This is a genomic window from Polynucleobacter sp. IMCC 29146 (assembly GCF_021395195.1).
Taxonomy (GTDB): Bacteria; Pseudomonadota; Gammaproteobacteria; order Burkholderiales; family Burkholderiaceae; genus Polynucleobacter.
The window spans coordinates 181,251-205,888 of record NZ_JAJVCR010000005.1 but is presented as its reverse complement, the minus strand read 5'-3'; the positions used below and the strand labels follow the sequence as shown (position 1 = coordinate 205,888).

The 24,638-nt window shown below is 43.3% G+C and carries 24 protein-coding genes and 1 tRNA gene; 11 read left to right on the top strand and 14 right to left on the bottom strand.

Annotation, left to right across the window (positions count from 1 at the left end; genetic code table 11):
* Window positions 1-4: 4 nt before the first annotated feature.
* From LZT22_RS08180 to LZT22_RS08170, 3 genes are all read right to left on the bottom strand, one after another.
* Window positions 5-574, bottom strand: coding sequence for a DUF3833 domain-containing protein (locus tag LZT22_RS08180; protein WP_233924606.1), 570 nt, complete (start codon window positions 572-574; stop codon window positions 5-7).
* Between the two features lie 49 nt (window positions 575-623).
* Window positions 624-2,081, bottom strand: a complete 1,458-nt coding sequence (locus tag LZT22_RS08175) for an alkaline phosphatase (protein WP_233924604.1) — start codon at window positions 2,079-2,081, stop codon at window positions 624-626.
* Window positions 2,082-2,195: 114 nt separating this feature from the next.
* Window positions 2,196-2,272 (bottom strand) — tRNA-Met (locus LZT22_RS08170).
* A 104-nt stretch (window positions 2,273-2,376) separates the two neighbouring features.
* Between LZT22_RS08170 and LZT22_RS08165 the strand changes: the two genes are divergently transcribed.
* The 3 genes from LZT22_RS08165 to LZT22_RS08155 are packed head-to-tail and all read left to right on the top strand — an operon-like array spanning window position 2,377 to window position 5,869.
* A complete protein-coding gene (locus LZT22_RS08165; RefSeq protein ID WP_233924602.1) occupies window positions 2,377-3,366 on the top strand; it encodes a tripartite tricarboxylate transporter substrate binding protein in 990 nt (329 codons plus the stop codon).
* A 39-nt stretch (window positions 3,367-3,405) separates the two neighbouring features.
* Window positions 3,406-4,953 (top strand): UxaA family hydrolase, encoded by a 1,548-nt coding sequence (locus LZT22_RS08160; protein WP_233924601.1) that lies wholly within the window; start codon window positions 3,406-3,408, stop codon window positions 4,951-4,953.
* Between the two features lie 10 nt (window positions 4,954-4,963).
* On the top strand, window positions 4,964-5,869 hold the full coding sequence (locus tag LZT22_RS08155; protein ID WP_233924600.1) for a delta(1)-pyrroline-2-carboxylate reductase family protein: 906 nt from the start codon (window positions 4,964-4,966) through the stop codon (window positions 5,867-5,869).
* Window positions 5,870-5,888: 19 nt separating this feature from the next.
* Here the strand turns inward: LZT22_RS08155 and LZT22_RS08150 are convergent, their stop codons facing one another.
* Both LZT22_RS08150 and LZT22_RS08145 read right to left on the bottom strand, forming a co-directional pair.
* Window positions 5,889-7,520 (bottom strand): caspase family protein, encoded by a 1,632-nt coding sequence (locus tag LZT22_RS08150; protein ID WP_233924599.1) that lies wholly within the window; start codon window positions 7,518-7,520, stop codon window positions 5,889-5,891.
* A 220-nt stretch (window positions 7,521-7,740) separates the two neighbouring features.
* A complete protein-coding gene (locus LZT22_RS08145; RefSeq protein ID WP_233924598.1) occupies window positions 7,741-8,187 on the bottom strand; it encodes an EipA family protein in 447 nt (148 codons plus the stop codon).
* Between the two features lie 180 nt (window positions 8,188-8,367).
* On the opposite strand from LZT22_RS08145, the gene LZT22_RS08140 reads away from it, so the two are divergent.
* A complete protein-coding gene (locus tag LZT22_RS08140) occupies window positions 8,368-8,571 on the top strand; it encodes a hypothetical protein (protein WP_233924597.1) in 204 nt (67 codons plus the stop codon).
* 19 nt (window positions 8,572-8,590) lie between these two features.
* Here the strand turns inward: LZT22_RS08140 and LZT22_RS08135 are convergent, their stop codons facing one another.
* Entirely contained in the window at window positions 8,591-8,932 is a 342-nt protein-coding gene (locus LZT22_RS08135) for a hypothetical protein (RefSeq protein WP_233924596.1), read from the bottom strand.
* An 85-nt stretch (window positions 8,933-9,017) separates the two neighbouring features.
* Here LZT22_RS08135 and LZT22_RS08130 point away from each other — a divergent pair, with 85 nt between their 5' ends.
* Window positions 9,018-9,452, top strand: a complete 435-nt coding sequence (locus LZT22_RS08130) for a hypothetical protein (protein ID WP_233924595.1) — start codon at window positions 9,018-9,020, stop codon at window positions 9,450-9,452.
* Window positions 9,453-9,469: 17 nt separating this feature from the next.
* Here LZT22_RS08130 and LZT22_RS08125 read toward each other — a convergent pair whose 3' ends face one another.
* The 4 genes from LZT22_RS08125 to LZT22_RS08110 form a co-directional block, all read right to left on the bottom strand.
* The gene (locus tag LZT22_RS08125) at window positions 9,470-12,655 is read right to left on the bottom strand and encodes a CHAT domain-containing protein (RefSeq protein ID WP_233924669.1); all 3,186 of its coding nucleotides are present in this window, start codon (window positions 12,653-12,655) and stop codon (window positions 9,470-9,472) included.
* 39 nt (window positions 12,656-12,694) lie between these two features.
* On the bottom strand, window positions 12,695-13,513 hold the full coding sequence (locus tag LZT22_RS08120; protein ID WP_233924594.1) for an alpha/beta hydrolase: 819 nt from the start codon (window positions 13,511-13,513) through the stop codon (window positions 12,695-12,697).
* Window positions 13,514-13,658: 145 nt separating this feature from the next.
* The gene (locus LZT22_RS08115) at window positions 13,659-14,438 is read right to left on the bottom strand and encodes a hypothetical protein (protein ID WP_233924593.1); all 780 of its coding nucleotides are present in this window, start codon (window positions 14,436-14,438) and stop codon (window positions 13,659-13,661) included.
* Entirely contained in the window at window positions 14,438-14,878 is a 441-nt protein-coding gene (locus LZT22_RS08110; RefSeq protein WP_233924592.1) for a hypothetical protein, read from the bottom strand. The genes LZT22_RS08115 and LZT22_RS08110 overlap by 1 nt, the downstream gene beginning before the upstream one ends.
* A 118-nt stretch (window positions 14,879-14,996) precedes the next feature.
* Between LZT22_RS08110 and LZT22_RS08105 the strand changes: the two genes are divergently transcribed.
* Window positions 14,997-15,584, top strand: a complete 588-nt coding sequence (locus LZT22_RS08105; RefSeq protein ID WP_233924590.1) for an MOSC domain-containing protein — start codon at window positions 14,997-14,999, stop codon at window positions 15,582-15,584.
* 76 nt (window positions 15,585-15,660) lie between these two features.
* On the opposite strand, the gene LZT22_RS08100 is transcribed toward LZT22_RS08105, so the two are convergent.
* Both LZT22_RS08100 and LZT22_RS08095 read right to left on the bottom strand, forming a co-directional pair.
* Window positions 15,661-17,328 carry an MFS transporter gene (locus LZT22_RS08100; RefSeq protein ID WP_233924589.1) on the bottom strand — a complete coding sequence of 556 codons (1,668 nt, stop codon included), beginning with the start codon at window positions 17,326-17,328 and terminating at the stop codon, window positions 15,661-15,663.
* Between the two features lie 290 nt (window positions 17,329-17,618).
* Window positions 17,619-18,143: a gamma carbonic anhydrase family protein gene (locus LZT22_RS08095; protein ID WP_233924588.1), complete on the bottom strand. Its 525-nt coding sequence runs from the start codon at window positions 18,141-18,143 to the stop codon at window positions 17,619-17,621.
* Between the two features lie 74 nt (window positions 18,144-18,217).
* On the opposite strand from LZT22_RS08095, the gene LZT22_RS08090 reads away from it, so the two are divergent.
* On the top strand, window positions 18,218-18,589 hold the full coding sequence (locus LZT22_RS08090; protein WP_233924587.1) for a Rap1a/Tai family immunity protein: 372 nt from the start codon (window positions 18,218-18,220) through the stop codon (window positions 18,587-18,589).
* Window positions 18,590-18,619: 30 nt separating this feature from the next.
* The gene (locus tag LZT22_RS08085) at window positions 18,620-18,946 is read left to right on the top strand and encodes a glycine zipper domain-containing protein (RefSeq protein ID WP_233924586.1); all 327 of its coding nucleotides are present in this window, start codon (window positions 18,620-18,622) and stop codon (window positions 18,944-18,946) included.
* 4 nt (window positions 18,947-18,950) lie between these two features.
* Here the strand turns inward: LZT22_RS08085 and LZT22_RS08080 are convergent, their stop codons facing one another.
* Entirely contained in the window at window positions 18,951-19,343 is a 393-nt protein-coding gene (locus LZT22_RS08080) for an OsmC family protein (protein WP_233924585.1), read from the bottom strand.
* A gap of 18 nt (window positions 19,344-19,361) precedes the next feature.
* Window positions 19,362-21,263, bottom strand: a complete 1,902-nt coding sequence (htpG, locus tag LZT22_RS08075) for a molecular chaperone HtpG (protein WP_233924584.1) — start codon at window positions 21,261-21,263, stop codon at window positions 19,362-19,364.
* 220 nt (window positions 21,264-21,483) lie between these two features.
* Here htpG and LZT22_RS08070 point away from each other — a divergent pair, with 220 nt between their 5' ends.
* The 3 genes from LZT22_RS08070 to ybeY all read left to right on the top strand — a co-directional run bounded on the left by LZT22_RS08070 (window position 21,484) and on the right by ybeY (window position 24,638).
* Window positions 21,484-22,773 (top strand): putative Na+/H+ antiporter, encoded by a 1,290-nt coding sequence (locus LZT22_RS08070; protein WP_233924583.1) that lies wholly within the window; start codon window positions 21,484-21,486, stop codon window positions 22,771-22,773.
* Window positions 22,774-22,837: 64 nt separating this feature from the next.
* Window positions 22,838-24,184, top strand: a complete 1,347-nt coding sequence (miaB, locus tag LZT22_RS08065) for a tRNA (N6-isopentenyl adenosine(37)-C2)-methylthiotransferase MiaB (RefSeq protein ID WP_233924582.1) — start codon at window positions 22,838-22,840, stop codon at window positions 24,182-24,184.
* Window positions 24,168-24,638 (top strand): rRNA maturation RNase YbeY, encoded by a 471-nt coding sequence (gene ybeY, locus LZT22_RS08060; RefSeq protein ID WP_233924580.1) that lies wholly within the window; start codon window positions 24,168-24,170, stop codon window positions 24,636-24,638. The genes miaB and ybeY overlap by 17 nt, the downstream gene beginning before the upstream one ends.

Below are 24,638 nucleotides of genomic sequence, written 5' to 3'. Positions count from 1 at the left end.
GCGCTTAGCGCTTATAAAAAGCGAGTGTAACTTCACCGAGATAAATACCAAACTTACTCATTTTGGCTTTATTTAACATCACCTTATCGGTCATTAAGTACATCCAGTCTTCAAATTGCACGTGATAAATTGAGCCATCGACGGGCAGCGCCAAGGTGTACTGCCAATTCAATGCATTGCCAGCAACCTCGCCTAGCGCCTCGCCTACCACATCGCTCGCTGTCCCTGAATAGCGCCCTGGAGCAGTTTCTACTAAAGTCCAAATACGTCTTTGTTTAGTGCCATCTGAATAAGTGAAATCTTCATCGAGTGTGCCCACATTTTTGCCATCCTTAATAACCCAATTGGCTTTTATCACGACAGTAAAACGTTTGACTACTGCGTCGCTGCGATCAGTGAACAAACCATAAGCATCAAGCGTCCCATTAAAATATTCAGGCAACACCAACTTGGGTTGTTGTGCAGCATAAAGCGACACCGACGTGCTTGAGCAGCCCACTAGCGAAACCAGCACTGCGGCAATGAGTGCGATGGAAGAAAGTAGGAATGAAGATCTTAATTTGGTGATTTGCATTTTGATAGCATACTGAATAAACGAAAAAATGGTGACTTAGCTTGTAGTTTTACTGAATTTCTAATAATTGTTTTATTTTTTTCGCAAAATCAGTATTGTCTAGATAACCATTAAATATTTTGGCCCCCGGACCAATAGCAGCAACAATTACTGGCTCGCTGGTATGCCCAGAAGTGCCCCAATAGAAACCTGTCTGCCTGGCAATTGCCAGGCCTAAGGAATTGGCGGTCGAGTAATTGAAATTGAGTCCCAAGGATTGATTCAACAAAATCTTTTCCCGCAGGTCAGCATCTAAATTTAATTCGGGGAAATTTTTTAGCAACTGCTCTGATAAAAATTCACTCAATTTTTCTTTGCTATAGCCCTCTTTCCGCTTGAGCGCTAACTGATCTGTGGCTTCCTGCAAGGAAATTTTATACTCCGCAATTTGTTTAAGCTCACTAGCCGTTACATTTAAATAATTATTTGCCCCTGACGGACCATTATTTTTACGGCCATAGGTAGGAGAAAATCCACCCGTCTCATGATCGCTGGTAACGATAATTAAGGTATCTGGTGATTTTTTTTGAAACGCGATGGCCACTTTTATAGCATCATCGAAACTCCATAAATCGCGCATTAGTGCCGCCACATCATTACGATGCCCTGCCGAATCGGTGTTTTCATTTTCAACAAAAAGAATAAAGCCGTTTGATCTAGGCGTTAATTGGCCCGCTAGTGCTTGTAATGCAGCACCTAACATTTGTGCCAAACTAGGTTGTAAAGCTGTGTCACGATCAATTTCAAAATCTAGGTCTTCATCAGAAAATAGGCCTAAAACTTTGCCTGGTTTTATTCCTGCCAGCTGCTTTGTATCCTGTACCACTTGATAATTTTTTGCTTTGAAAAAATCAATCATATTTCTACCGTCTTGGCGTTTACCGCCGATTTCATTTTTGGGTTTGAAGTAGTCTGCGCCACCGCCCATTAATACATCAGGCATTAGCTCTGCATATTGATTCACAATATGCTCACTATCTCGGCGAGATTTAGCATGTACCGTAAAAGCAGCGGGGCTCGCGTCGTAGATAGCTGCTGTAGAAATAATGCCAATTTTTTTGCCCTGCTGTTTTGCTAGCGCAAGAATAGTGCTTGGCGACCTCCCATCAGGTGTGATTGAAATTACTCCGTTATTTACCTTTTGCCCAATTGACATTGCAGAACCAGCAGCCGCAGAATCAGTTACATAAGCAGTTGCCGACTCGGTATGCATTAGCCCAAAACTACCTTGATTCATCACGATTGAGGTTAATGCGAACTCCTGTTGGCGTAATAGTTCGCTTGAATACCGACCAAAGTCTATTTGAGTTCCGGCCACCCCATCAGCAAAAAGAATAATAATATTTTTAGGTTTATCAATGGCAGGCTTTTTTTGCGCCAGGGCAATCCCACTGCCCGCTATCAATGTAATGGCGAAAGCTAGCCAACATAGTTGGTTGTTAAAACTTGTTCTAGGGTTATGTCTCATTCTTGGCGCACCATTAAACCTTTTACATAGACAATCTGATTCAGTAAAGCGGTATCTAAAACTGGACATCAGTGAATACTGGGCTCGGTTTAACTACGCATTGATGTGCAAAAATGGTGGCGAATCAGGGATTTGAACCCCGGACCTGCGGATTATGATTCCGTCGCTCTAACCAGCTGAGCTAATTCGCCGAACTGATAATTATAAATGATCGCGATAATGACGTCTAAATCCACGCTTATTTAGTATTGCCCGCAGCAATCAGGTAAATTGAACGTAAAAATAGGGAGCAATCATGCATTCAATAGGTTTCAGTAGTATTTATCGACAACTTCTTTTAAGCCTGATTGCGCTTGGGGCTTTGCATGGGGGTATGGCATTAGCTGCCTATCCCGATAGGCCTATAAAGTTTGTCATCCCATTTGCGCCCGGCGGGGGCACAGATATGCAAATGCGCATCATTGCGCCCAAGCTGACTGAATTATTGGGTCAGCAAATTATTCTGGAAAATCGCCCTGGCTCGGGCAGCACAATTGGCACGGAAATGGTCGTGCGCAGCCAGCCCGATGGCTACACTTTTGTGGTTGTTGACACTGCCTTTACTTCAAATCCTGCGCTCTTACAAAAAATACCCTATGACAGTATTAAGGATCTTACTGCTGTCATTTTGCTGACCTCGGGAGCGAGTGCACTCGTCGTCAATCCGGCTGTACCAGCAAAAACTGTTAGTGAATTAATTGCGCTTGCAAAAACGAAAAATGGCGCCTTAGCTTATGCTTCTGCTGGAGCGGGCACCTCCTCACATCTCACCGGTGAATTATTTAAACTTACTGCAGGAATCGATATGATTCATGCTCCATATAAGGGGGCGGGACCAGCAGTAACAGATACGGTTGCGGGTCAGGTTGCGGCAACTTTTACTAACATTAGCTCTAGCAAAGCCTTTATTGATAACGGTCAACTGCGCGCCCTTGCGGTCACTGGCTATACCCGCTCACCCGCTTTACCGAATGTGCCTACTTTTAGTGAAGTAGGTTTAGCTGCGGTTAGTCAAGCTAGTTCATACTGGGGCGTGCTGGCACCAGCAGCTACACCGCGCGACATTATTCTGAAGATAAATCAGGAAATGAATAAAGTACTGCAAATGCCTGAGATTCGTACACGCCTTACTGAGCTTGGTTTTAATGTGGTTGGCGGCACGCCTGAGGAATATAGTAAATACATTCGAGACAGCATTATCAATTGGCGCCGTGTAGTAAAAGACGCAGGTATTAAAATCGATTAATTAGCGCTGTATTAAGTTGCATTTTAAAGAGGTCTGTACATGATAGAAATGTCTGAAAAGCGGCTCATTGGGCCCATTATTCGGCTACACCCACATGATAATGTCGTTGTTGCGCGAGTTGATATTGGCATTGGCACTGCTGTGCCAAGCGAAGACTTTACTAGCCGTAGCCAAGTACCTGCGGGTTACAAAATAGCGGCCAAAAAAATTCTCAAGGGTGAGCCCATCCTCAAATATAACGTAACCGTTGGCTTTGCCAATACCGATATTGAAGCAGGTACGATGGTACACAGTCACAATACCGATTTTAAAGAATTTGATCGTGACTACGCCTACGCGAGTGAATATCAACCTATCGCTCTGCTGCCTGAAGCTGAGCGCGCAACTTTTCAAGGGTATGTCCGTGCCAATGGCAAAGTGGGAACGCGCAATTACATTGGTATTCTGGCAACGGTTAATTGTTCAGCAACGGTAGTCAATAAAATTGCTGAATGGTTTACTCCCGAACGTCTTGCGGAGTATCCAAATGTGGATGGCGTGGCTGCTTTTAGTCATTCGATTGGCTGCGGCATGGAAATGTCTGGGGAGCCCATGCAACTATTACGCCGCACTATGGCGGGTTATGCACGCCATCCGAACTTAGCTGCAGCATTGGTAATTGGCCTTGGGTGTGAACGCAACCAATTAAAAGGTTTAATGGAACAAGAAGATTTACATGAGGGCTCTACCCTACATACTTTCATCATGCAAGAAAGTGGTGGCACAAGAAAAACCATTGAGGCAGGTATTGAAGCTGTGAAAGCCCTGCTACCGGCAGCAAATCAGTTTAATCGGCAAACAGTTTCGGCAAGTCATTTAAGTGTTGGCTTACAGTGTGGTGGGTCTGATGGCTTTTCGTCAATTACGGCTAATCCCGCCTTGGGGGCGGCAGTAGACATCTTGGCCCGTCATGGTGGTACTGGCATTCTCTCAGAAACTCCAGAAATTTATGGGGTTGAACATACCTTAACGCGACGCGCTGTTAGCCAGGCTGTTGGGGAAAAACTCATTGAACGAATTCGCTGGTGGAAAGATGAATACTCACCTGGTCGTGATGTACAAATTAATGGCAAAGTAAGTCCAGGCAATCAAATTGGCGGGCTTGCCAATATCTTTGAAAAATCACTTGGCTCGTCGATGAAAGGTGGTACCGGACCCTTGATGGAAGTGTATAAATATGCCGAACCCGTAACCACGAAGGGCTTTGTTTTTATGGATACCCCCGGTTTTGATCCGGTGTCAGCAACTGGTCAAATTGCTGGTGGGGCTAACCTGATTGCTTTTACAACAGGTCGTGGCTCGATGTTTGGCTCAAGACCTGCGCCCTGCTTAAAATTAGCAACCAATACGCCGATGTATAACAAACTAACTGAAGACATGGATATTAATTGCGGTGAAATTTTGGATGGCACCGTCTCGGTTCAAGAAATGGGTCAACGTATTTTTGAACTTTTTTTACGTACTGCCTCAGGCGAGGAGTCTAAGAGTGAATTACTTGACTTAGGTAAGTATGAATTTGTACCATGGCAAATTGGCATCATGAGCTAAGATTAGCTTGATGACGCAAGCAAGCACTTCTTGGCATCAACTTCTTACTGAAATTCAATTAGTTTTAATTGATGATTCTCAAGGATTAATTCAGAAGCCGCCCCGCCATGCTTTGCCCCTAAAAGATGATGGCGTTCTATTGGTGATGCCAATTGCCGGACCCGATATAGCCGCCGTCAAATCGATTTCGGTTTGCCCGCTTAATCTTACTAAAGGCCTACCTGCCATCCAAGGGGAGATCTTGGTTTTTGATGCGGCTTCCGGAGCTGTACTGGCTACGCTCGATGGCGCTCTCATTACCGCTCAACGCACGGCTGCTGTCTCTGCTTTAGCTGCACAACTCGCAGCACCAAATCCTGACGGTGACTTACTTATCATTGGAGCAGGTGTACAGGGTAAAAATCATTTGGAGGCTTTTCATATCCTTTTTAGCACCCAACGGGTTTGGGTGCAGTCAAAAAGCATGGCTTCGGCAGTTGCCCTAGTTGAGTACGCTAAAAAGTTAGGTATTGATGCACACTATTTACCACCTAAAGCGCCTTATCCTGCATCGATTCAAAACATTGCAACTTGCACGCCAGCACACGAGCTAGTGCTATTGCATTTGCAAAACTTGGATTTTGATAGCTTGTTTATTACTGCAATTGGCTCATTCAAAGCGCATTTAGCCGAAATATCGGCAGATATTTGTCAGCGCTTCGCTATGTACGGCAACATCATCTGCGATACCCCTGAAGTAAGTCATGAAGGGGGTGACTTATTGCTAGCAAAATTAGCTCCGGCTGATTACCCAACTTTAGGTGAACTTGTCTCGAAGAAAAAATCAATTGATCCTCAGAAACCGACACTCTTTAAATCATGTGGCTCGGCTTTATGGGATTTAGCGGCCGTGCGAGCGGTAATCAAAAACACCTGATGTTATTAATAATTGCGCGTTATTGTTTAAAGTAAAACTCGCCCACTACTTGATCATAAATAGCAGGTACTTGGTCGTGGCCTACTGACTTAGCCAAAGCCACCACCTCAGTGCGAACATTGCGTACAACTCGGTCGACTGATACACCCGCTTTTTGCATTTCTTTTACAAATACTCGCGTAAAAAGACCATTTTTACTTTTATCGTTTGGCCCTAACTTATCTAAGGCTTGTTGGCCTGTGCCAGCAGAAAAGACAATCATTTGCCCTGTAGCTGCCGTCGTGGGGGCCAACCCCCTGCCGCCAACGCTTCTGCCTGAACTTTTGAAGGGATTATCACGACATGCATCAATCATTGCCAAAGTAAATTTGGCATTCTTCTCGGTCATATCATCCAGCAATCTTTGCAATGAAATACCCTCATCTTTTATTTCTTCCTCGTTTTGACCGCCAATATCTACTGGTAATAAATAATTAGTTGAGGCAATCTGCACTCCGTGTCCAGCATAAAAGATAGCGACCTCATCGCCCGACTGAATTTGGCCTTTAAAAGTACGCAACTCTGATTTAAATTGCTTTTCAGTGACATCCAACTTTAAAGAAACTTTATAACCCAGCGAGGTAAGGCTTTCAGCGACCACTTTTGCATCTTCCCTAGCATTTACTAAGGGAGTCACTTTTTGGTAAGAATCATTACCGATCACCAATGCCTTACGATTGGCAAAAACGAGAGGGGCTTGTTTGGCCTTAGAGGCGCCTGGCGAAGCTGCCGACTCATTTTGAATGCTCGCTCGGATTTCTTTTTCTAACTCTTTGCGCAAAGCTAAGATACGGGCTTCATCATTCGTTGGCTTGGCAGCTGCAGCTTTTTCACGGGCATCTTTTTCTTGCTGCAGTTTTGTAATTAAGTCTGCCTTTTCTTTTTCTAAAGCCTGTACTTTTGCTAATTCTTGGGCAATACGTTTTTCTTCTGCAAGCGATTTCTCTTTTTCAATGCGGGCTTTGTTAGCCGCCTCTTTATCTAATTGGCCCTTTTGGGCAATCTCTTGAGCAATGCGCTTTTCTTCTGCAAGCGATTTCTCTTTTTCAATACGGGCCTTTTCAGCTAAATCCTTTTGCTCTTTATCAAGCTGCAGTTTCTTGGCCAACTCATCTTGCAATTTTTTATCTGCCGCTGTATTGGCTTGTTGAGTAGCAGGAGAGGCGACTGGTCCACCATTTAACTGCTTTAAATAGTCAGCAAGAAAAAGTGTATTGGCTTTTTTCTCTTCTTCGGTAAATTGGTCATGAAATCGATTTCCATTTTGAGCGTACGCGAGCCAAGCGCGAGACCTAGATTCAAATGCAGTTTTTGACATCGTGATATTAGCAGTAGCATGAGAGTTGTACACAATTTCACACTCGCAACTAGCGGGGCTTTTATTAAGTACCGTAACTACTCTTTTAATAACGGCATCTTCACATTTATTTAAGACTTTTGCTGAAGTGAGGAAAAAGCCTCCCCAATCAACCGTAGCCCAATCAGTAGGGCAAATATTTGGATTTTTTACCCATGCCACATAGAACCTATCTTTACCTGCTACCGTCTCGGCAATAGAGGTCTTGCCATCTGCGAAATCGCGCTGAACATTAAAAAATTTATATTCAGACATGCACCCTTTAGATCCATCCTCAAAATGTAATATTTGCGAAGATGGGCATTCAGTCTGAGCTTGAGCGACGCTCATAAATAAGCTTACAACGAAGGGGATTAGTAGCTTAAGTAAGTGTTTCATACACGACATCAATTAGTGAAATATTAAAGCAAGATCAACTGCGTGCTACTTAGAGAAAGGCTTTCGCCCTTATCCAAGATCACACAAATTAAGTTCTTTATTTATCCAACTTCACCGACACACCGCTCGCACTTAAATTCAACTGAATGCCTTGCGAAGTGCTGGTTAAGCGCATGATCACGCCATTTTCATTCTTTAATACAGAGCCGCCAACGCCACCGCCCAAAGTAATACTGCCATCTAATTTTGTAAAGGTGCCTGCAAATTTAGAAATATCGTTTAAGTCATACACTTCACCAACTGCGGAAAGTTTAGAGACGCCAATGTTTGCACCCAAGCTAATACCTGTTATTTTGAATGGATATTGCTTGCCTTTATAGGTCAAGACACCGCCGCCTGTACTACCACCTACGATCAGGGCAAACTGAGTTTCATTAATAGTCACCGAACCAGAAGGCGGTTTTGCCGCATCTGCAGCCATTACGCTGGTGCTGATTACTGCGCAGCCAAGAAAAAAGGCATTAATATATTTACGTAAATTCATTTTTGATACTCCATGGCTTTTTAAGCGCTAAGGTAAATGTTATAAAAATTATATTAGATATTATTATTTAATATAAGGCAATTAGCTTATTAATTAATACTATAATGAAAGCTTACATTAAATTATAAGGCTTTTTTAAGCTTAAAAATTAATCAATATATTAATATTCAGGGGAATCAGATGAGCAACCGCACAATCATCATCGTTGTACTTATTTTAATTGGACTTACTGGCTGGCTTATGATGAAAGGCGACGGTAATATTGACATGGGTGGCGAGAAGCATGGCGCTGAAGCTACTCATATCGAAGAGGCAAAAAAAGAGGCTCAACCTGCCGCTGTTCCTGCTGCTACACCAGCTGCTGCTGCTGAAGCTAAAAAATAAACTTGAACTTATTGCGTCGTTAACGATACTGGCGTGAAAAATTAGAGATCGAAGAAAATCCTAGAATTACTAACATAAACGCAAATATATATTCCTGCGTTGTGTTTAGTAATTCAGGGACTGCAGGCACTAGCAGCGTAACGAGGGTCGCAACAAGAGTTACCCCAAGGACATACCAATAATCTTTCATGAAGATGCCAATGGCTATGGCGATAATAACCAAAATGATATTGCCGGTTAACTGGTCAACTTGCTTAAAAATTTGCAGGATGATTGGCACATTTAAGGTCCTGCCCAAGACAAATAAAATAAGCAAACTTCCTAGGCCGAGCAAATTAGGAATAATATTTTTAATTGGCATTTGTCTCTTCTCTTAGGGCTCACAGAAGCTCATCTTAGTTAGCTTACTTTTGATGAATCTGCTTATAAATTATAGTATTGCCATTATGCCGAATTTTTCTTTTGAACTACTCATTTCGTATTTAGTTTGCTATTGCTTTATGGCGCAGCAACTGGGTTATGTGCTTAAAAATTATCATCAGGGCATACCCGAACGAATTGCAGAAAATGATTTAGTTGCTCGCCTAGGTGATAAGCGAGGAAGAAAGCTGGCGCGCGACTTAGCGCTTTTCTTTAAATACCTCTTTCCCAGTTATGTCGTAATTGAGGCGCTCATTGGTGTCGCCTATCTTCTTATTTTAGGAATTGCCAAAGGCTGGCTATTGCCGCTAATACTTTATGGGATGGGTTTGTTGATGCAATTTGGCATTCTTAAATTAGAAGCGCTTTTTCCTGCGCCCAATCGTGCTTGGATTATGAGTTTACTAGGCTTACTAGTATTACCTCTTATGCTGACTTATATGATGCGCTTTATTTATTAAGCGCCTTCTTGGGCTAACTAATCGCCCACCACGACAAATGGCGCCCAAAATAAAGGGTGGGCATAACTGTACTTCATCGTTGCTCCCTCTTTAACACCACCTAAATCAATTTGTGCCAACATGGCTTGACGTAATGCCTCTGACTTGATAAGACCCTGAGTTTGTTGTTGGCGTTTAAATAAATCTGTCATCAATTGCCGTGATGCGACAGAATCTACTGGCCAATTAGATACTAGTAATGCTTTAGCGCCTGCAAAAAAGAAAGCTCTGCCTAAGCCTGAAACGGCCTCACTACCCGAACCCTCTCCAGCAGCAGTATTACAAGCGGATAAAACCACCCAATCGGCATTGAGTTTTAAGGCAATCACTTTATCCATTGTCAAGAGACCATCATCTTTATCGCCCGTTACTTCAGGTGAAGAAAGTGCCAGTGCGGGTTGCGTTAAGCCATTGAGCTCACCCGGCACCAAGCCATGGGTAGAAAACATCACTACTTTACGATTTGATAAATCCATCGTCGTAACTTGCTTAAGCGTTGCTTGCTGATGAAGAAAAATATCACCAGGTTCTGCACCTAATACCTTACCGACCTCTTCAATTTCTTGACTAGTATCGGGTAGTCTAGGTAAGAGCGATAGCTCGGCTGAGCTGACCCCAGTAGTTTTGGGCGCGCTACGTAATTTTAATGGCGCTCCTCGCGTGGCAAGTTGGGTTGGCGCGATATTCTTCTTGGCACTTTTTTCTTGCGCCATACTAAAGTATGGATCGCCAAAGCCGATAAAATTTTTACGACTATCACTTCCTGCGGGTAAATTACGCAAAGCTGCTAAGGCGGTAACCGAGGGAATTTGTGCAATGGCAATATCCCGACTTAACCAAGGAATCGCCTTGTAACCTGCAAATGGCACGCCAGCTTTACTGGGTTGGGCCGTTGCTTTGGTAACAAGTAATGCAAGCGGTAATTGGCCTAATTCAGCATGCGGTACAACTAGCATCACTTTTTTACCCTTTAAGCTAGATTCAACGGGGGCCAAAATTTGTTGATACAACTGATACGCTAGGGCAATATCGAATGCAGGGATTTCATCAATGGTAGCCACTCCGGGATCGAGGGCTTTGCGCAATTGGGTAATTTCTTTAGCCATTTGCGCCCTGCCTAGAGGTATTTGCACAAACTGGGGAGGTGTATCTTTACTAATAGACCAAACATAGCCTACGTTTTCTGCAAAATACCAAGAAACTAAGACCTCATCAGCCCGTAATAAGCGCTGCGTACCCGCAATTGTTGCAGGCTTTGGCTCAACTAGTTCAGCATATTCAGGGAAACGTTTTTCAATTTCCTTCTTTAAATTCTCACGCTGTATTTTAAATTTATCGATGTCTGTCCGAATTTGCACTTGGACAGCAGGTAACTGTTGATCGGGGGCTGCAGATAATAAGCCGGTAAGCAGTTCCGACAAAGTATTAATGCGACGCTGCAAATCCTGCTCTTGCCGCGCCAATTGTGCTAATTGGGGATCTTTAATGCTAGCTCGCGCTGCACTTGCGGTGAGCGCTCTTTGTACGCCACTGCCCCGGGCAATATCGGCAATTTGAAATGCTTCAGCAGCTGCCGAACTAGCCTGTGCTGGCTCAGTTTTATAGATGTGCGCTAATTCAGCTAGGTAATTTTCTAAAATAAAATTCATCCGTTGCAACTGCTTCATACTACTAGTATCGTTTTCAGCATCATTACGTGATTGGTCAAGGAGCGCGGGTATAGCATTTTTATATAACGAATTTGCTTCACTCCATTTGCCCTGAGCTTGTAATGCAGTTGCCTCAAATGCGCGTACTAAAGCGACTCGCGCAGAATTTTTTATTCCTGCCGCCTCAAACTGACGCAATATCTCAGCAGTCATCTGTGCCGCTTGGCTAGCCTTACCTGTTTTTAGTAAGGCTAGAACCCAGTCTAAGTCACCACTACGGTAATTTTTAGCTAAATCGGGATCGCGCTTAATGCCCACTACCATTTCGTTAAAAACAGTATCTGCTTGAGCATATTTGCCATCAGCAACTAATGCCGAGCCTAGTGCTTCTCTTGCTTTAACGAGGACGATAGAATCATCTGGAGCCCCTGCCTCTCTGGCGGAGTTTAGGGCTGCCTGGGCAAGTAATACTGCTTCTGCTGAGCGTCCTTGCTCGTCAATGATCGTAGCTAAGCTTGCTAAAGCGCGACCCGCATCTGCAGAATTACGCCCAAATTTTTCTAATGCAAAAGTAAGCGCTTTTCTGGCGTAATACTCTGCATCAATTAACTTTCTTTGCTGCCTCAGTACAAAAGCTAAATTAATTTGCCGATGAATAATTTGTGTAATATAAACACGTGGGCTATTACTTGTATCTGCAACTACTCGAGTAGCGTTTTCAGAATCTTCTGCTTTGACTACTATGTTATTGACCTTGCTATAGTTTTGCTCAAGTAAATGAATGGCTTTACGCAGCGCGCGTTCGCTCTCGACCCACTGACCCTGATGACTAAAATAAATACCGCGGGCGCTCTCAAATTGTGATTCCCAATAACTTCCTATCTCGCCATATGAGCGCGAAAAGGTCTTGAGGCGCTTGATATTATTATCTAGCTCATCTAAAGTTTCTTGAGCAGCCGGAAAGTTGCCTACTGTAGCATAATAGTTAACCAATAACCTTCCCATAGTCATTCGGATGCCCATCAGTTTTGGTAAAGTTTGCTTCTGATAAGCCATGGCTTTTTCCATAGTAGAAATTGCCGTAGTTAACTTTCCACCTAGCCCCTCAAGAACACTTAAATGCGTTAAATCTCCAACATACAGTCTAGGATTTTTCGATGGGTAATCATTTGCCGCTCGCTGAGCGGCCTGAATTGCCTTACTCATTAGTCCTAAATCTTGATAGGCCTCTGCCTGCTGAGAGTAAAAACGGTTTAATTCTTCTTTGTCTTGTGTATTTGGTAATGGCTTAGCAATAATTTCTTTATTTTTTGCTACCGTTGCTAAATCGGGCTTACTTTGTTCTAGTGCACGTAAAATATCTTTAACATCACGTGGGGGTGCCTTAATATTTTCGGTGTTAACGGACTCATCAGACGCAACATTAAGCGTAGTTTGGGCATTAACGGATAAATGACATCCCAAGATCGTCAGCACAATGACGATATTAAAACGCAATTGAGGCCCCAGTCCCATTAGCTTCACTTTGTCTCCTTTTTTGCGACCTATATTATTCTAATTTTTATCTGTAACGATCATATTAATCCATCTAATTATTTCATTAATCGACACGGTTGGCGCCTCTAAATGACTGGCAATGGGCTCATATAATTCATTTTTAGGGTTGGGTGGCAATTGGGTCCAGCGCGCTGCTTTAGCGCGCCTAAGGAAAGGGTAATCATTGGTGGGCATAATGTATAGCACTGGCACGTCGGGTCGTAGCTGCTTAAAGGCTTGAGTAGCATTCATCACACTATCTTTGCTATACCAAGAAACATAGGCTTTAGCTGGGGTCAAGGTCGTATAGTCTCCCCTTGAATTTTCATAATTAGCAAAATTTTCTTTCTGATCGCCGCGGCCCTCAGCAATTAATTGACGGGCATGATTGAGGGAATTGGCAATTTTGCTTTGGTAAAAATCAGAATCGACCCCACCGGGTGCAATTGCAATAACTCCATCCACTAAATTTACACCGGCGTAATAAAGCGCGAAAGTACCTCCAAAACTATGTCCTGCTAAAAAGATCGCCTTAGCTCCCTTTTTTTGTAATTGCGTAATCGCCTGGCCTAATTCCTCTAAACCTACCTCTGCCGTTACATCAGCCGCCCTTCTTCCAGACCAAGGCATCTCTAGGTTTGTTACCAGATAGCCCTTGCCTTCCAATGCAGTTGCCAAATCGTATACATATCCCGTTGGCTTTCCGCCGCTACCATGCATTACCACGATACCTATCTGCTTGGCATCAATTTGACCATTAGCACTGTGAATGCTTGCAACAAAAACAAAAAAAATAAATATTCTCAATAATTTATGAAGAGTGAAAAACCATTTCATAATTTTATGCGCGCGCTCTATTTAGGTAATGGGGCTGCCAACTATTGAATATTGCGCTCTTCAATCACTTGTATAACTAGTGGCAAAAGAGTGATGCCAATAATTATTTTGATCATTGCAACCCTTACATCTTTATATTTTTAAATTAGAGAAAATCCTTTAGACCCGTATAGACTGAAACAGAAGTTGATACTGCTGCAAATGCCATCCCAGCATATTTATGCAGATTTTTCACTAAATGCTTTAAGGCTTCGGGCGAGAGCTTATCCTCTCCCAGCGCCCCTACAACTGCCATTACCCAAGGGTTCTCCGCGGCTGATTTACTTTTTTTACTCGTGTAGGTGATCTTACCAATCAGCATGCCAGTTAAAAAACTAAATGCAATACTTGCGGAATACGCTAATGATTCACGCCATTCAAAAAGATTTTGCGGCCAAATGGGTGATTTATCGACCAGGCTGGTAATCCCACTCATGCCAATAACCGATGCAATAGCTAGAAAAAGGATTGCTAAAAACCAAGGAAAAATATGGTGATGCACCCGCTTAAAGAGAAAGTAACCAAAAGGTAATGGCAAGCAAATTGAAATAATGCGGAGATATAACATCTTGGTGTCAAACACTACCGTTATTAATGCATGCGCCGCTAATAATAATAGAAGTGGGATGAAAATAAAGATCACTGTATCGAAAAAAATTTCCCTAAAGCCCCGCCTTGACAGTGCTGCACTCTCACTCTCTTGTAGTAATCCCTCTAATTTTGCAATCCGCTCTTCGTAAGCTTTCTGATTTGGCATCTCTTCAAGTTGCTTTTCTAATTCAGCAACCTTAGCCATCATGGGCTTAAAGAGGTATAAATCGCGAGTACAAACTTTACATACAAATGCCTCTTCAGCAACTTCAGAAAGGCAATAAGGGCATTGCATTACTTATTAACCACCAAGGTTTGCACTGAGTTAGTTTCTCTGCCTTCGGTGTCTTTAACAGTAATACGAATAGTGTGGGTGCCTGGGGGTACTTCTGCTTTTGGAAAATCAATGCCGTTTGCTGAGATAGCATTTTTTAAGCGCGGGGTTAAATCAACAAAAGGTGACTTCATATAAATGACTTTTACTGAGTTCGGATCAATTTTTTCACCACCACGCGCTTCAAATACGACCTTAAAATCGAGCGGCGAACTGACTGCAACATCTGGCTCAGGCGAAGCCATTTTGACTGAAGGCCCACGCGAAATACCACGGGTGGCAAGAACGCCGGCTGCTGGAGGTAAGGCCGCTTCTTTAGCAACGATGAGTGGCGCTGCTATTACAGGGGCACAGATTATTAAGGAAATTAACAAGGTCAGCATGCGCAGTAAGGATTGCATAACGTTACGTCCTTTTCAATAATGGTCTATTTCTTTTGGTTATCGTAGTCTACCAAGAAATTAAGCCTTTTAAGTTTATCAAAGTTAAAATAAAACTACTTTTAATGGAGGCTTACTCTTGCGTATTCTCACCATCTCAATTGGCAAAGTGGCTCCATTACCTGGGGTACATCACCCCGAATTTACAGTGGTGCCCTCAGCGATTAATAAGATACCAGTTAGCCAAATCGCTAACCCAAAGCCTATTTTGCTTGGGGTGCTAGGGCTTGATGGCGATGAACAAGCTGACCTTACAGTGCATGGTGGCATCGAAAAAGCGGTTTATGCCTACCCTAGTGAGCATTATGATTTTTGGAATACGCTCTTAGGCCAAGAGCGCCAACAAACAATTGCTTTAAGCCATGGTGAGCTCGGAGAAAATCTAACCATTACTGGCCTGCTTGAAGCAGACGTATATATCGGTGATCGCTGGCGCATTGGGGCTGCTGAACTTGCGGTAGTGAAGTTACGCGAACCCTGCTTTAAATTCAATGCCAAGCTGGGGTTTAACGGCGCAGCTAAGGCCATGCTGAAAAATGCTTATTCTGGTTGGTATTTGCGGGTACTAAAACCTGGCTTAATCAGTGCTGGTAATTCAATTGATGTAACGCCAGGCCCGCGGGAGATTTCAATTGCGCAGCAAAATAAACTACTCATTAATAGGTAGTTTATTTACGGCTGTGCCAAAAGAAAAACCCGATTGTTTTTGGCAATCGGGTTTTTTACTTAACTAGTTCAATACCCTAGTCACGAGCATAAATATCGATATCTTTTGTTTCTTTTACAAAAAGAACGCCGATCACTAAAGTAGCAGAGGCCACAATAATGGGATACCAAAGGCCGTAATAAATATTGCCGTTTTGGGCTACTAAAGCAAACGAAATAGTTGGCAAGAGACCACCAAACCAACCATTACCAATGTGATACGGCAATGACATTGAAGTGTAACGAATACGGGTTGGGAACATTTCAACTAAAGCAGCAGCAATTGGACCATACACCATTGTTACCAGGATAACCAAGTAAACCAACAGCAAGACCACCATTGGCACATTGATATCCGCAGGATTTGCTTTCGCAGGGTAACCAGCGGCATCTAAAGCACTACGAATATCTTTTTTGAATTTTGCATCCGCTGCCTTCGCATCGGCTGGAGCCATTCCCTTGGCGGCATAGCCATCAATGACAGTTTCACCAATCTTCACCTGCGCCACCGTTCCTGGGGCTGATGGAATAGTAGTGTAACTTGCTGAGTTAGTTGCCATCACCTGCTTAGCAATATCGCAAGAACTGGTGAACTTAACCGTACCTGTTGGATTAAATTGGAATGAGCACTCTGCAGGATCAACTGTAATTGAGGCAGGTGAAGTTGCCATTGCTTTTTCTAATGCAGGGTTAGCAAAGTGGGTGAGGCCATTAAATACCGACACTGGCGTATTGGGTATATATGTAATAACTGCCAATAACAGTCCAGCCATAATGATTGGCTTGCGGCCAATTTTGTCAGACCACGAACCAAATACTATGAAAAACGGGGTGCCCAATATTAATGCGCCTGCAACCATTAAATTAGCGGTTTTCCCATCGACTTTCAGAACCTGGGTAAGGAAAAACAACTCATAGAACATGCCGCAATACCAAACTACAGCCTGGCCAGCAACCAAACCGAATAAAGCCAAGATTACGATCTTGAGATTTTTCCACTCAGTAAAGGATTCAGCTAACGGCGATTTGGAAAGCTTGTTCTCTTCCTTCATTTTCTTAAACGCAGGTGATTCAGCCATCGACAAGCGAATCCACACCGAAATACCCAACAAAAAGATCGATCCAAGGAAAGGCACTCTCCAGCCCCATACATCAAAATCAGGGCCCGTGAATTCACGCGTAGCCAAAATGACTAACAATGATAAAAACAGTCCGAGCGTAGCGGTCGTTTGAATCCAAGCCGTATAGGCCCCCCGCTTATTTCGTGGTGCATGTTCGGCAACATATGTGGCTGCGCCGCCATATTCACCACCCAAAGCTAAGCCCTGCAGAATGCGTAGGCTAATTAGAAGTACTGGTGCTGCAATGCCAATCGTCGCGTAATTTGGCAATAGACCTACGATAAAGGTGGCTGATCCCATGATGACGATCGTTACTAAAAAGGTGTACTTTCTACCAATTAAGTCGCCCAAGCGCCCAAACACCAAAGCACCAAAAGGACGCACAATAAAACCAGCAGCAAAAGCCAGCAATGCAAAAATAAATGCCGATCCTTCATCTAGGCCACTAAAAAACTGCTTAGCAATAATGGCAGCTAGTGAGCCATACAAGTAGAAGTCGTACCACTCAAAGACTGTGCCCAGCGAAGAAGCAAAAATAACTTTGCGATCTGCCGCGGAAATTGGTGCTGCTTTTGCTATTGCCATTTTTCTCTCCAATAATTGCTTGCGTTTGATATAACGAATTGATTATGCTATGTATTACGGCTTTTTTTATGCTAACTAGGGTAACTCCCAATGTAAAAGGGTTGGGGTTTTCCCGAGTAATTCGGTTTTTTGGTATTTACCAATTTCTTTTGTCTTTTTTTTGTCCAAAATTATTTACAGTTGAGGGCAATCCAATAAAGATTACGAAAATAATATGGTAATAAGCTCGTTTGAGCTTGATGCAGATCAAAGATCGCTATGATTTATGTAGCAACTTTGTCCCCAATTGCTTAGCCAATTCGTTTCAGGCCTTTTTTAAAGCGCTGCGCATTTTGTACGTAATGACTGGAAATGTATTCGAGTCGTGCTAATTGTTCAGGCGATAACGACTTTACTGCCTTCGCTGGCGAGCCCAAAATCATCGACCCATCTGGAAATTCCTTACCTTCTGTCACTAAAGAGCCCGCACCAACTAAACAATGCTTACCGATTTTGGCGCCATTTAAAATAACTGCCCCAATGCCAATTAAACTGCCTTCGCCAATTTTGCAGCCATGAAGCATCACCCGATGGCCAATCGATACCCGTTTCTCGAGACTCAAAGGAAAGCCTGGGTCTGAATGCAAAACCGATGCATCTTGAATATTGACCTCTTCGCCAATTTCAACTAGTTCGTTATCGCCCCGAATTACAACTTGGGGCCAAATATTCGCATTTCGGCCCAAACGTACGTTACCAATAACTTCAGCGCTTTCAGCAACCCAAGCCCCCTCTCCCACTTGGGGTTGAATACCGTCGAGTTCAAAAATAGCCATAATTCCTTATTGATTTATTAAATTGAGTAGAATTTACATTTACGATTATTTCATAACCGATCAAGGGGCCACATATGAAAAAACAATTCCTACTTTCACTTATCGCCTTGGGCTTGGCAAGTCCATTTATTACTGTTGTATATGCCCAAGAAAAGGTCGCAGTGCTCAGTACCCAAGAATTTATTACTAGCTGCAAAAGTCCAGCCAGTAGCGAGTCACGCAGTTTTTGCTTGGGCTATGCAACAGGTCTTTACGATACGTATTTAGTTACTCGACATCCCAGCATCGCCAAACCCTTTATTTGCGTCAAACAGCCAGGACCCACGCGAGATACTGTGATTAGCGACTTTGTTAAATGGGCCGAAGGCAAACCTGCACTACTTAATAGCCCTGCGGCCGATAGTGCTTTGCGCTATTTAGCTGAGCGCTTCCCTTGCCCCGCTTAATTATTAAGACCATCCTGAAGGAATAACACTATGCATACGATGAAAAAATTAATCGCCATTACTAGTATCTTTGCAACTACTGGCCTGGTAACTACGGGCTGCTCAAACATGAACAGCTCGCAGCAAAGTACTTTATCTGGAGGCGCCATTGGTGCTGCTGCCGGCGCAATTGGGACAGCAGCTTTAGGCGGCGCAGCAATTTGGGGCGCAGTAGGTGGCGCTGCCGTTGGTGCAGCTGGCGGCTATGTCTATGATAAATACGAAAAAGATAAGGCAGCAGAAAAACAGGCTCAGTACAACCAAGGTTATAGTGCGGGTCAAAAGGCAAGCTCAGGCTCTAGCTCTACCTCTAAATAATCTGCTATGCGTTGAGTAATTGGGTGGAAATTTGAATCTGCCCCGCTAAAGCAAGATGCACTGGGCACTTATTGGCTATTTCTAATAGCCGTGCCCGCTGCTCTGCATCCAAATTACCAATGAGTTCAATGGTGCGCTCAAACTGCTCAATTTGATTGGCGCGATTGATATCAACAGAGACAATAGCATTACTCAAAGGCCAAGCTTTTCTTTGTGCGTACATTTTTAAAGTAATTCCAGTGCAGGCACCCAAAGCCGCGGCCAAAAGCTCATGGGGTGATGGCCCCGAATTGGCGCCACCCAGCTTGACGCTCACATCCGCTACAAATTGATGTTCACCAGCACTAATTTGTTGCTGCATTGGTTCCAAACCAAACTGCGAAATGACTTTATTCATCTGTGCTCCAGTTAAGGCCTAGCTTAAAAGCATGTGGTTCATGCGCTTCACAAAACCTGCAGGATCATTTAACTGACCACCCTCAGCCAACAATGCCTGATCAAATAAGAGATGAGCCCACTCATCAAACTGTTGGTCATCATACTTTAGCTTGCGCAACAGGGGATGTTCAGGATTGATTTCTAAAATTGGTTTTGTTTCCGGCGCTTGTTGCCCTGCGGCTTTCAACATGCGCATTAAATTACCTGATAATTCATGCTCATCAACTACTAAACATGCAGGGGAGTCAGTTAAACGAAAGGTAATACGCACATCTTTTGCTTTATCTGCCAAGGTTTTTTTCATCCGCTCGAGTAGATCCTTAAATTCCTTTTCGGTAGCCTCTTGTGCAGCCTTTTCTGGTTTATCAGTTAGCTCGCCCAAATCGAGATCACCCTTAGCCACCGATAAAAGCCCCTTACCTTCAAACTCCGTTAAAAATGAAAGCATCCATTCATCTACCCGGTCGCACAACAACAACACTTCGACGCCTTTTTTACGAAAGATTTCTAAATGGGGGCTATTTTTTGCCGCATTAAATGAATCGCCAGTAACGTAATATATTTTTTCTTGCCCTGGCTTCATGCGCGCTACATAATCGGCTAAAGAAACGGTTTGCTCAGGTAAATCGGAATGGGTACTAGCAAAACGCAATAATTTTACGATGCGTTCTTGATTGGTTTGATCCTCTCCAACCCCCTCTTTTAACGCTTGACCAAAGGCATTCCAGAAGGTGCGGTATTTTTCACGGTTCGTTTCATCAGCGCTATTAGCCAAGTCTTCTAACATACCAAGCACACGCTTAGTTGAGCTTTCACGAATCACTTTAACATCACGTGATTCTTGTAAAATTTCACGTGACACATTTAAAGGTAAATCGGCCGTATCAATGACGCCTGTTACAAAACGTAAGTAGGTGGGAATTAATTGTTCAGCGTCATCCATAATGAATACCCGCTTAACGTAGAGCTTAATGCCGCCACGTTTATTGCGATCCCATAAATCAAATGGCGCATGTGCAGGAATAAATAACAATTGCGTAAATTCACTACGCCCCTCTACTCGATTATGTGAATAGCACAAAGGATTTTCATAATCATGCGACAAATTTTTATAAAATTCATCATATTGTTCGACGCTAACTTCAGACTTTGGTCTTGCCCATAAAGCGCTAGCTTGATTAATGCTTTCGAATTCATCTTTCAATACTTGGGCTTTTTTTTCTTCATCCCACTCCTCTTTGCGCATTTCAATTGGCAAAGAAATATGATCGGAGTACCGCCGCACAATAGTCTTCAGGGCATAAGTCGTTAGTAGTTCATCTTCGCCATCACGCAGATGCAAGGTAATAGCTGTGCCGCGTTCTGGGCGATCGATCGTTTCTACTGTAAATTCACCTGATCCATCTGATTCCCAACGCACACCATCACTAGCTGGCAAGCCCGCCCGCCGGGTTTCTACCGTAATGCGATCAGCCACAATAAAAGCCGAATAAAAACCAACCCCAAATTGGCCAATTAAAGCGGCATCTTTTTGCTGATCACCAGAGAGTTTGGAGAAAAATTCTTTCGTGCCCGATTTTGCAATTGTGCCTAAATTAGAAATGACTTCTTCACGGCTCATGCCAATACCATTATCGGTAATGGTAATAGTACGAGCTACCTTATCAAAAGTAATTTTGATTTTTAATTCGGGTTGATCTTCATACCAATCAGCATGTGTCATTGCCTCATAGCGTAATTTATCAGCTGCATCGGAGGCATTAGAAATGAGTTCGCGCAAAAAGATTTCTTTGTTGGAATACAAAGAGTGAATCATTAATTGCAATAGTTGTTTAACCTCTGCCTGAAAGCCTAAGGTCTCTTTTTGAACTTGGGTCATTACTCTTTATCCTTAATTGCGTTTAAAAATTTTGTATATTAGCGACACAGGTCTTTTTCTCTACACCATATATGGGGTTTTGCTAGCCCATTTCAAGGTGCCAATCCTTAATAATTGCTAAAAATACCTAAAATTCATGAAATTCCAGGGGTTTTTACTTCTTTTTTAAGGGTATTAGACGAATTCTTTTTTTTACATTTGCAGCTGATAAGATCCCATCATGAACTTTACCCCGACCGAACTAGGTGCTAGTGTCCTTTTTGTCATTGCAGTGACTCACACATTTTGTACCGCCTATTTTGAAAAATTAGCGGCCCATTCTAAGCGGCATTCTGGCTTGCTTCATATGCTTGGCGAAGTTGAAATTGTCTTTGGACTATGGGCAGCCGTATTAATTCTATTTATTTGGGCAATTGATGGTTTTGCGAGTGCAAAGCAATACTTGAATGAGCGAAATTATACTGAACCTATGTTTGTTTTTGCCATTATGGTCGTTGCTGGCAGCAAACCCATACTCGAGTTTGCAACGCAAATTTTAAATTGGCTAAGCCATGGGGCCCATCGCTTAGTGCGCACGGAGCAAAGTACCGCCCTGTATTTTTTAACCCTCAGTATTACGCCATTATTGGGGTCCTTAATTACCGAACCTGCCGCGATGACGCTTGCCGCTTTTCTCTTGCGTGATTTAGTGTATCGACATCAGCCCTCTATTCCATTTATGTTTGGTACTTTAGGGGTTTTATTTGTCAATATCTCGATTGGCGGTACCCTCACTAATTTTGCTGCACCGCCCGTATTAATGGTGGCGAATACTTGGCAATGGGATAACGCTTTCATGTTGAGCAACTTTGGCCTTAAATCGTGTCTTGCTATCTTGCTTAATTCATTAATAGTGAGCGTCCTCTTTCGTAAAAATTTAGTCCTCCTTGAAGTAGCGCGCTTACAACAAGCGCAGCAGGCTAGCCATGCCCACAAGCGAACGCCCATTAGCGTTACCTTTATTCATTTATTATTTCTCTGTGCAATAGTGGCAGTAGCCCATGATCCCGTGCTTTTTATTTGGCTCTTATTATTTTTCATTGGCTATACGGTTGCATACCCAAAACACCAGAGCCCATTAATTTTGCGCGAAGCCTTATTGGTTGGATTTTTTTTAGCTGGTCTTGTGGTCTTAGGCAAATTACAAGCATGGTGGCTACAACCCCTTCTAACCCAAATGAGCCCTAGTGCAGTTTTTTATGGCAGCCTAGCTTTAACAGCGATTACTGATAATGCTGCTCTCACCTATTTAGGGTCGCTTGTAACCGGTACTTCAGCTGAGTTCAAACTTGCCTTAGTTGGTGGCGCGGTAGCAGGAGGTGGTTTAACCGTTATTGCCAATGCACCTAATCCTGCAGGTATCGCAATCCTGCGGAACTACTTCCCGAATGCAGCGGTTTCAGCTACTTATCTTTTGCTAGCCGCCTTACCGCCAACACTAGTTGCCATTGCGGCTTACCGCTTGCTCTAGCTTGTTTGGGGTATTTCCCTTAAAATCCGAGCTTCGCCCCCAGCTATAAACCTGAGAACGGCATATGAAAAAGCTTTATATCAAAACTTTTGGTTGTCAAATGAACGAGTATGACTCGAGCAAGATGGCCGATATCCTCCATGCATCTGCAGGTATGGAAACGACCTTAGATTTAGAACAAGCCGATGTGGTGTTGCTCAATACCTGCTCTATTCGGGAGAAAGCCCAAGATAAGGTATTTTCTGATTTAGGTCGACTACGTGAACTCAAAAAAACCAAACCCCAATTATTAATCGGCGTTGGCGGTTGTGTGGCTAGCCAAGAGGGGCAACAAATTATTAATCGGGCCCCACATGTTGATGTTGTGTTTGGACCGCAAACCTTGCATCGCCTTCCCGACTTGTTAGCGAAGCGTCTTCTTACCGGTGCCTCACAAGTTGATATTTCTTTTCCTGAAATTGAAAAATTTGATCACTTACCTATTTCACGTCAAACTCGGGGGTCTGCCTATGTTTCTATTATGGAAGGCTGCTCGAAGTATTGCAGCTACTGCGTAGTACCTTACACCCGTGGCGAAGAGGTCTCACGCCCATTAGATGATGTACTAGTTGAAATTGCCGGCCTAGCCGCACAAGGTGTAAAAGAAATTGTGCTTCTTGGGCAAAATGTGAATGCCTATCAAGGCAAGCTAAGCGACTCAAGTTCTTTAGCTGATTTTGCCCTGTTAATTGAGTATGTGGCTGAAATTCCTGGGGTTGAGCGCATTCGTTTTACTACTAGTCATCCCAAAGAATTTAGTCAGCGCCTAATTGATGTCTATTCCCATATCCCGCAACTTGTTAGCCATCTGCATCTGCCTGTACAACATGCGTCTGATCGGATTTTATCGGCCATGAAACGGGGTTACACTGCGCTTGAATTCAAAAGCATTATTCGCCGCATGCGTGCGGTCAGACCGAATCTGACTTTATCGAGTGACTTCATTGTCGGCTTTCCTGGTGAAACTGAAGCTGACTTTGAAAAATTATTGCAAATGGTCGAAGAATTACAGTTTGATAATAGCTTCTGTTTTATTTTTAGTCCTCGCCCTGGCACACCTGCGGCAAACCTACCCGATGAAACGCCGCATGAAGTTAAGTTACAGCGTTTACATCAATTATTAGCCCTAATTGATTCACAAGCAAAAATCATTAGTCAAAATATGTTGGGCAACGAAGAAACCGTTTTAATTGAAGGTCTGGCAAAAGACGGGATAAATTTACAGGGTCGCGCCGAAAATAATCGGGTCATTCACATTCCCGCGCCCGCGCATGATCTGCAAAAATGGCTTGGCTCAATACAAACCGTGCGCATTACGGAAGTATTAACCCATACCCTGCGCGGTGAAATAGTTTATGCTGAAATTACCTAAAATTAATTTCCAATTTGCCAGCGCAAGCCTCGAGGAAAAAGTTCTATCCCTAGTTGGGCAGAAAAAAATGCGCCGCTGGATTTTAATGGGGCTGAGTAATTTACAGGGCGAACTAACTATACGCTTTATCAATCAAGCTGAAAGTAAGGCACTAAATTACCATTTTCGACAACGCGATAAATCTACTAATGTGCTGACTTTTATTTATAGCGAAGTTGAAAGCAAAGCTACAGGGACCCTACCGCTCCACGCCGATATTGTTATTTGCTGGCCTGTCGTTCTTGCCGAAGCACGCGCGCAAAATAAATCGCCAGAAGCGCATTTAGCCCATTTAGTACTACATGGTTGTCTGCATGCCCGCGGTTTTGACCATGAAAAATCGCCAGCGGCGAAAAAAATGGAGGCTTTAGAAGTTCAATCCCTCAAAATGCTCGGCTATCCTAACCCTTATTAG

Bases quoted from the DNA above. Each gene is read 5' to 3' on its own strand.
- LZT22_RS08125 (WP_233924669.1), bottom strand. From the start codon at position 12,655: ATGGGACTGGGGCCTCAATTGCGTTTTAATATCGTCATTGTGCTGACG.
- LZT22_RS08100 (WP_233924589.1), bottom strand. From the start codon at position 17,328: ATGGCAATAGCAAAAGCAGCACCAATTTCCGCGGCAGATCGCAAAGTT.
- LZT22_RS08070 (WP_233924583.1), top strand. From the start codon at position 21,484: ATGAACTTTACCCCGACCGAACTAGGTGCTAGTGTCCTTTTTGTCATT.
- LZT22_RS08110 (WP_233924592.1), bottom strand. From the start codon at position 14,878: ATGCAATCCTTACTGCGCATGCTGACCTTGTTAATTTCCTTAATAATC.
- LZT22_RS08175 (WP_233924604.1), bottom strand. From the start codon at position 2,081: ATGAGACATAACCCTAGAACAAGTTTTAACAACCAACTATGTTGGCTA.
- LZT22_RS08080 (WP_233924585.1), bottom strand. From the start codon at position 19,343: ATGAATAAAGTCATTTCGCAGTTTGGTTTGGAACCAATGCAGCAACAA.
- LZT22_RS08140 (WP_233924597.1), top strand. From the start codon at position 8,368: ATGAGCAACCGCACAATCATCATCGTTGTACTTATTTTAATTGGACTT.
- miaB (WP_233924582.1), top strand. From the start codon at position 22,838: ATGAAAAAGCTTTATATCAAAACTTTTGGTTGTCAAATGAACGAGTAT.
- LZT22_RS08085 (WP_233924586.1), top strand. From the start codon at position 18,620: ATGCATACGATGAAAAAATTAATCGCCATTACTAGTATCTTTGCAACT.
- LZT22_RS08095 (WP_233924588.1), bottom strand. From the start codon at position 18,143: ATGGCTATTTTTGAACTCGACGGTATTCAACCCCAAGTGGGAGAGGGG.
- ybeY (WP_233924580.1), top strand. From the start codon at position 24,168: ATGCTGAAATTACCTAAAATTAATTTCCAATTTGCCAGCGCAAGCCTC.
- LZT22_RS08115 (WP_233924593.1), bottom strand. From the start codon at position 14,438: ATGCAATGCCCTTATTGCCTTTCTGAAGTTGCTGAAGAGGCATTTGTA.
- LZT22_RS08160 (WP_233924601.1), top strand. From the start codon at position 3,406: ATGATAGAAATGTCTGAAAAGCGGCTCATTGGGCCCATTATTCGGCTA.
- LZT22_RS08130 (WP_233924595.1), top strand. From the start codon at position 9,018: ATGCCGAATTTTTCTTTTGAACTACTCATTTCGTATTTAGTTTGCTAT.
- LZT22_RS08165 (WP_233924602.1), top strand. From the start codon at position 2,377: ATGCATTCAATAGGTTTCAGTAGTATTTATCGACAACTTCTTTTAAGC.
- LZT22_RS08090 (WP_233924587.1), top strand. From the start codon at position 18,218: ATGAAAAAACAATTCCTACTTTCACTTATCGCCTTGGGCTTGGCAAGT.
- LZT22_RS08145 (WP_233924598.1), bottom strand. From the start codon at position 8,187: ATGAATTTACGTAAATATATTAATGCCTTTTTTCTTGGCTGCGCAGTA.
- htpG (WP_233924584.1), bottom strand. From the start codon at position 21,263: ATGACCCAAGTTCAAAAAGAGACCTTAGGCTTTCAGGCAGAGGTTAAA.
- LZT22_RS08155 (WP_233924600.1), top strand. From the start codon at position 4,964: ATGACGCAAGCAAGCACTTCTTGGCATCAACTTCTTACTGAAATTCAA.
- LZT22_RS08120 (WP_233924594.1), bottom strand. From the start codon at position 13,513: ATGAAATGGTTTTTCACTCTTCATAAATTATTGAGAATATTTATTTTT.
- LZT22_RS08135 (WP_233924596.1), bottom strand. From the start codon at position 8,932: ATGCCAATTAAAAATATTATTCCTAATTTGCTCGGCCTAGGAAGTTTG.
- LZT22_RS08180 (WP_233924606.1), bottom strand. From the start codon at position 574: ATGCAAATCACCAAATTAAGATCTTCATTCCTACTTTCTTCCATCGCA.
- LZT22_RS08150 (WP_233924599.1), bottom strand. From the start codon at position 7,520: ATGTCTGAATATAAATTTTTTAATGTTCAGCGCGATTTCGCAGATGGC.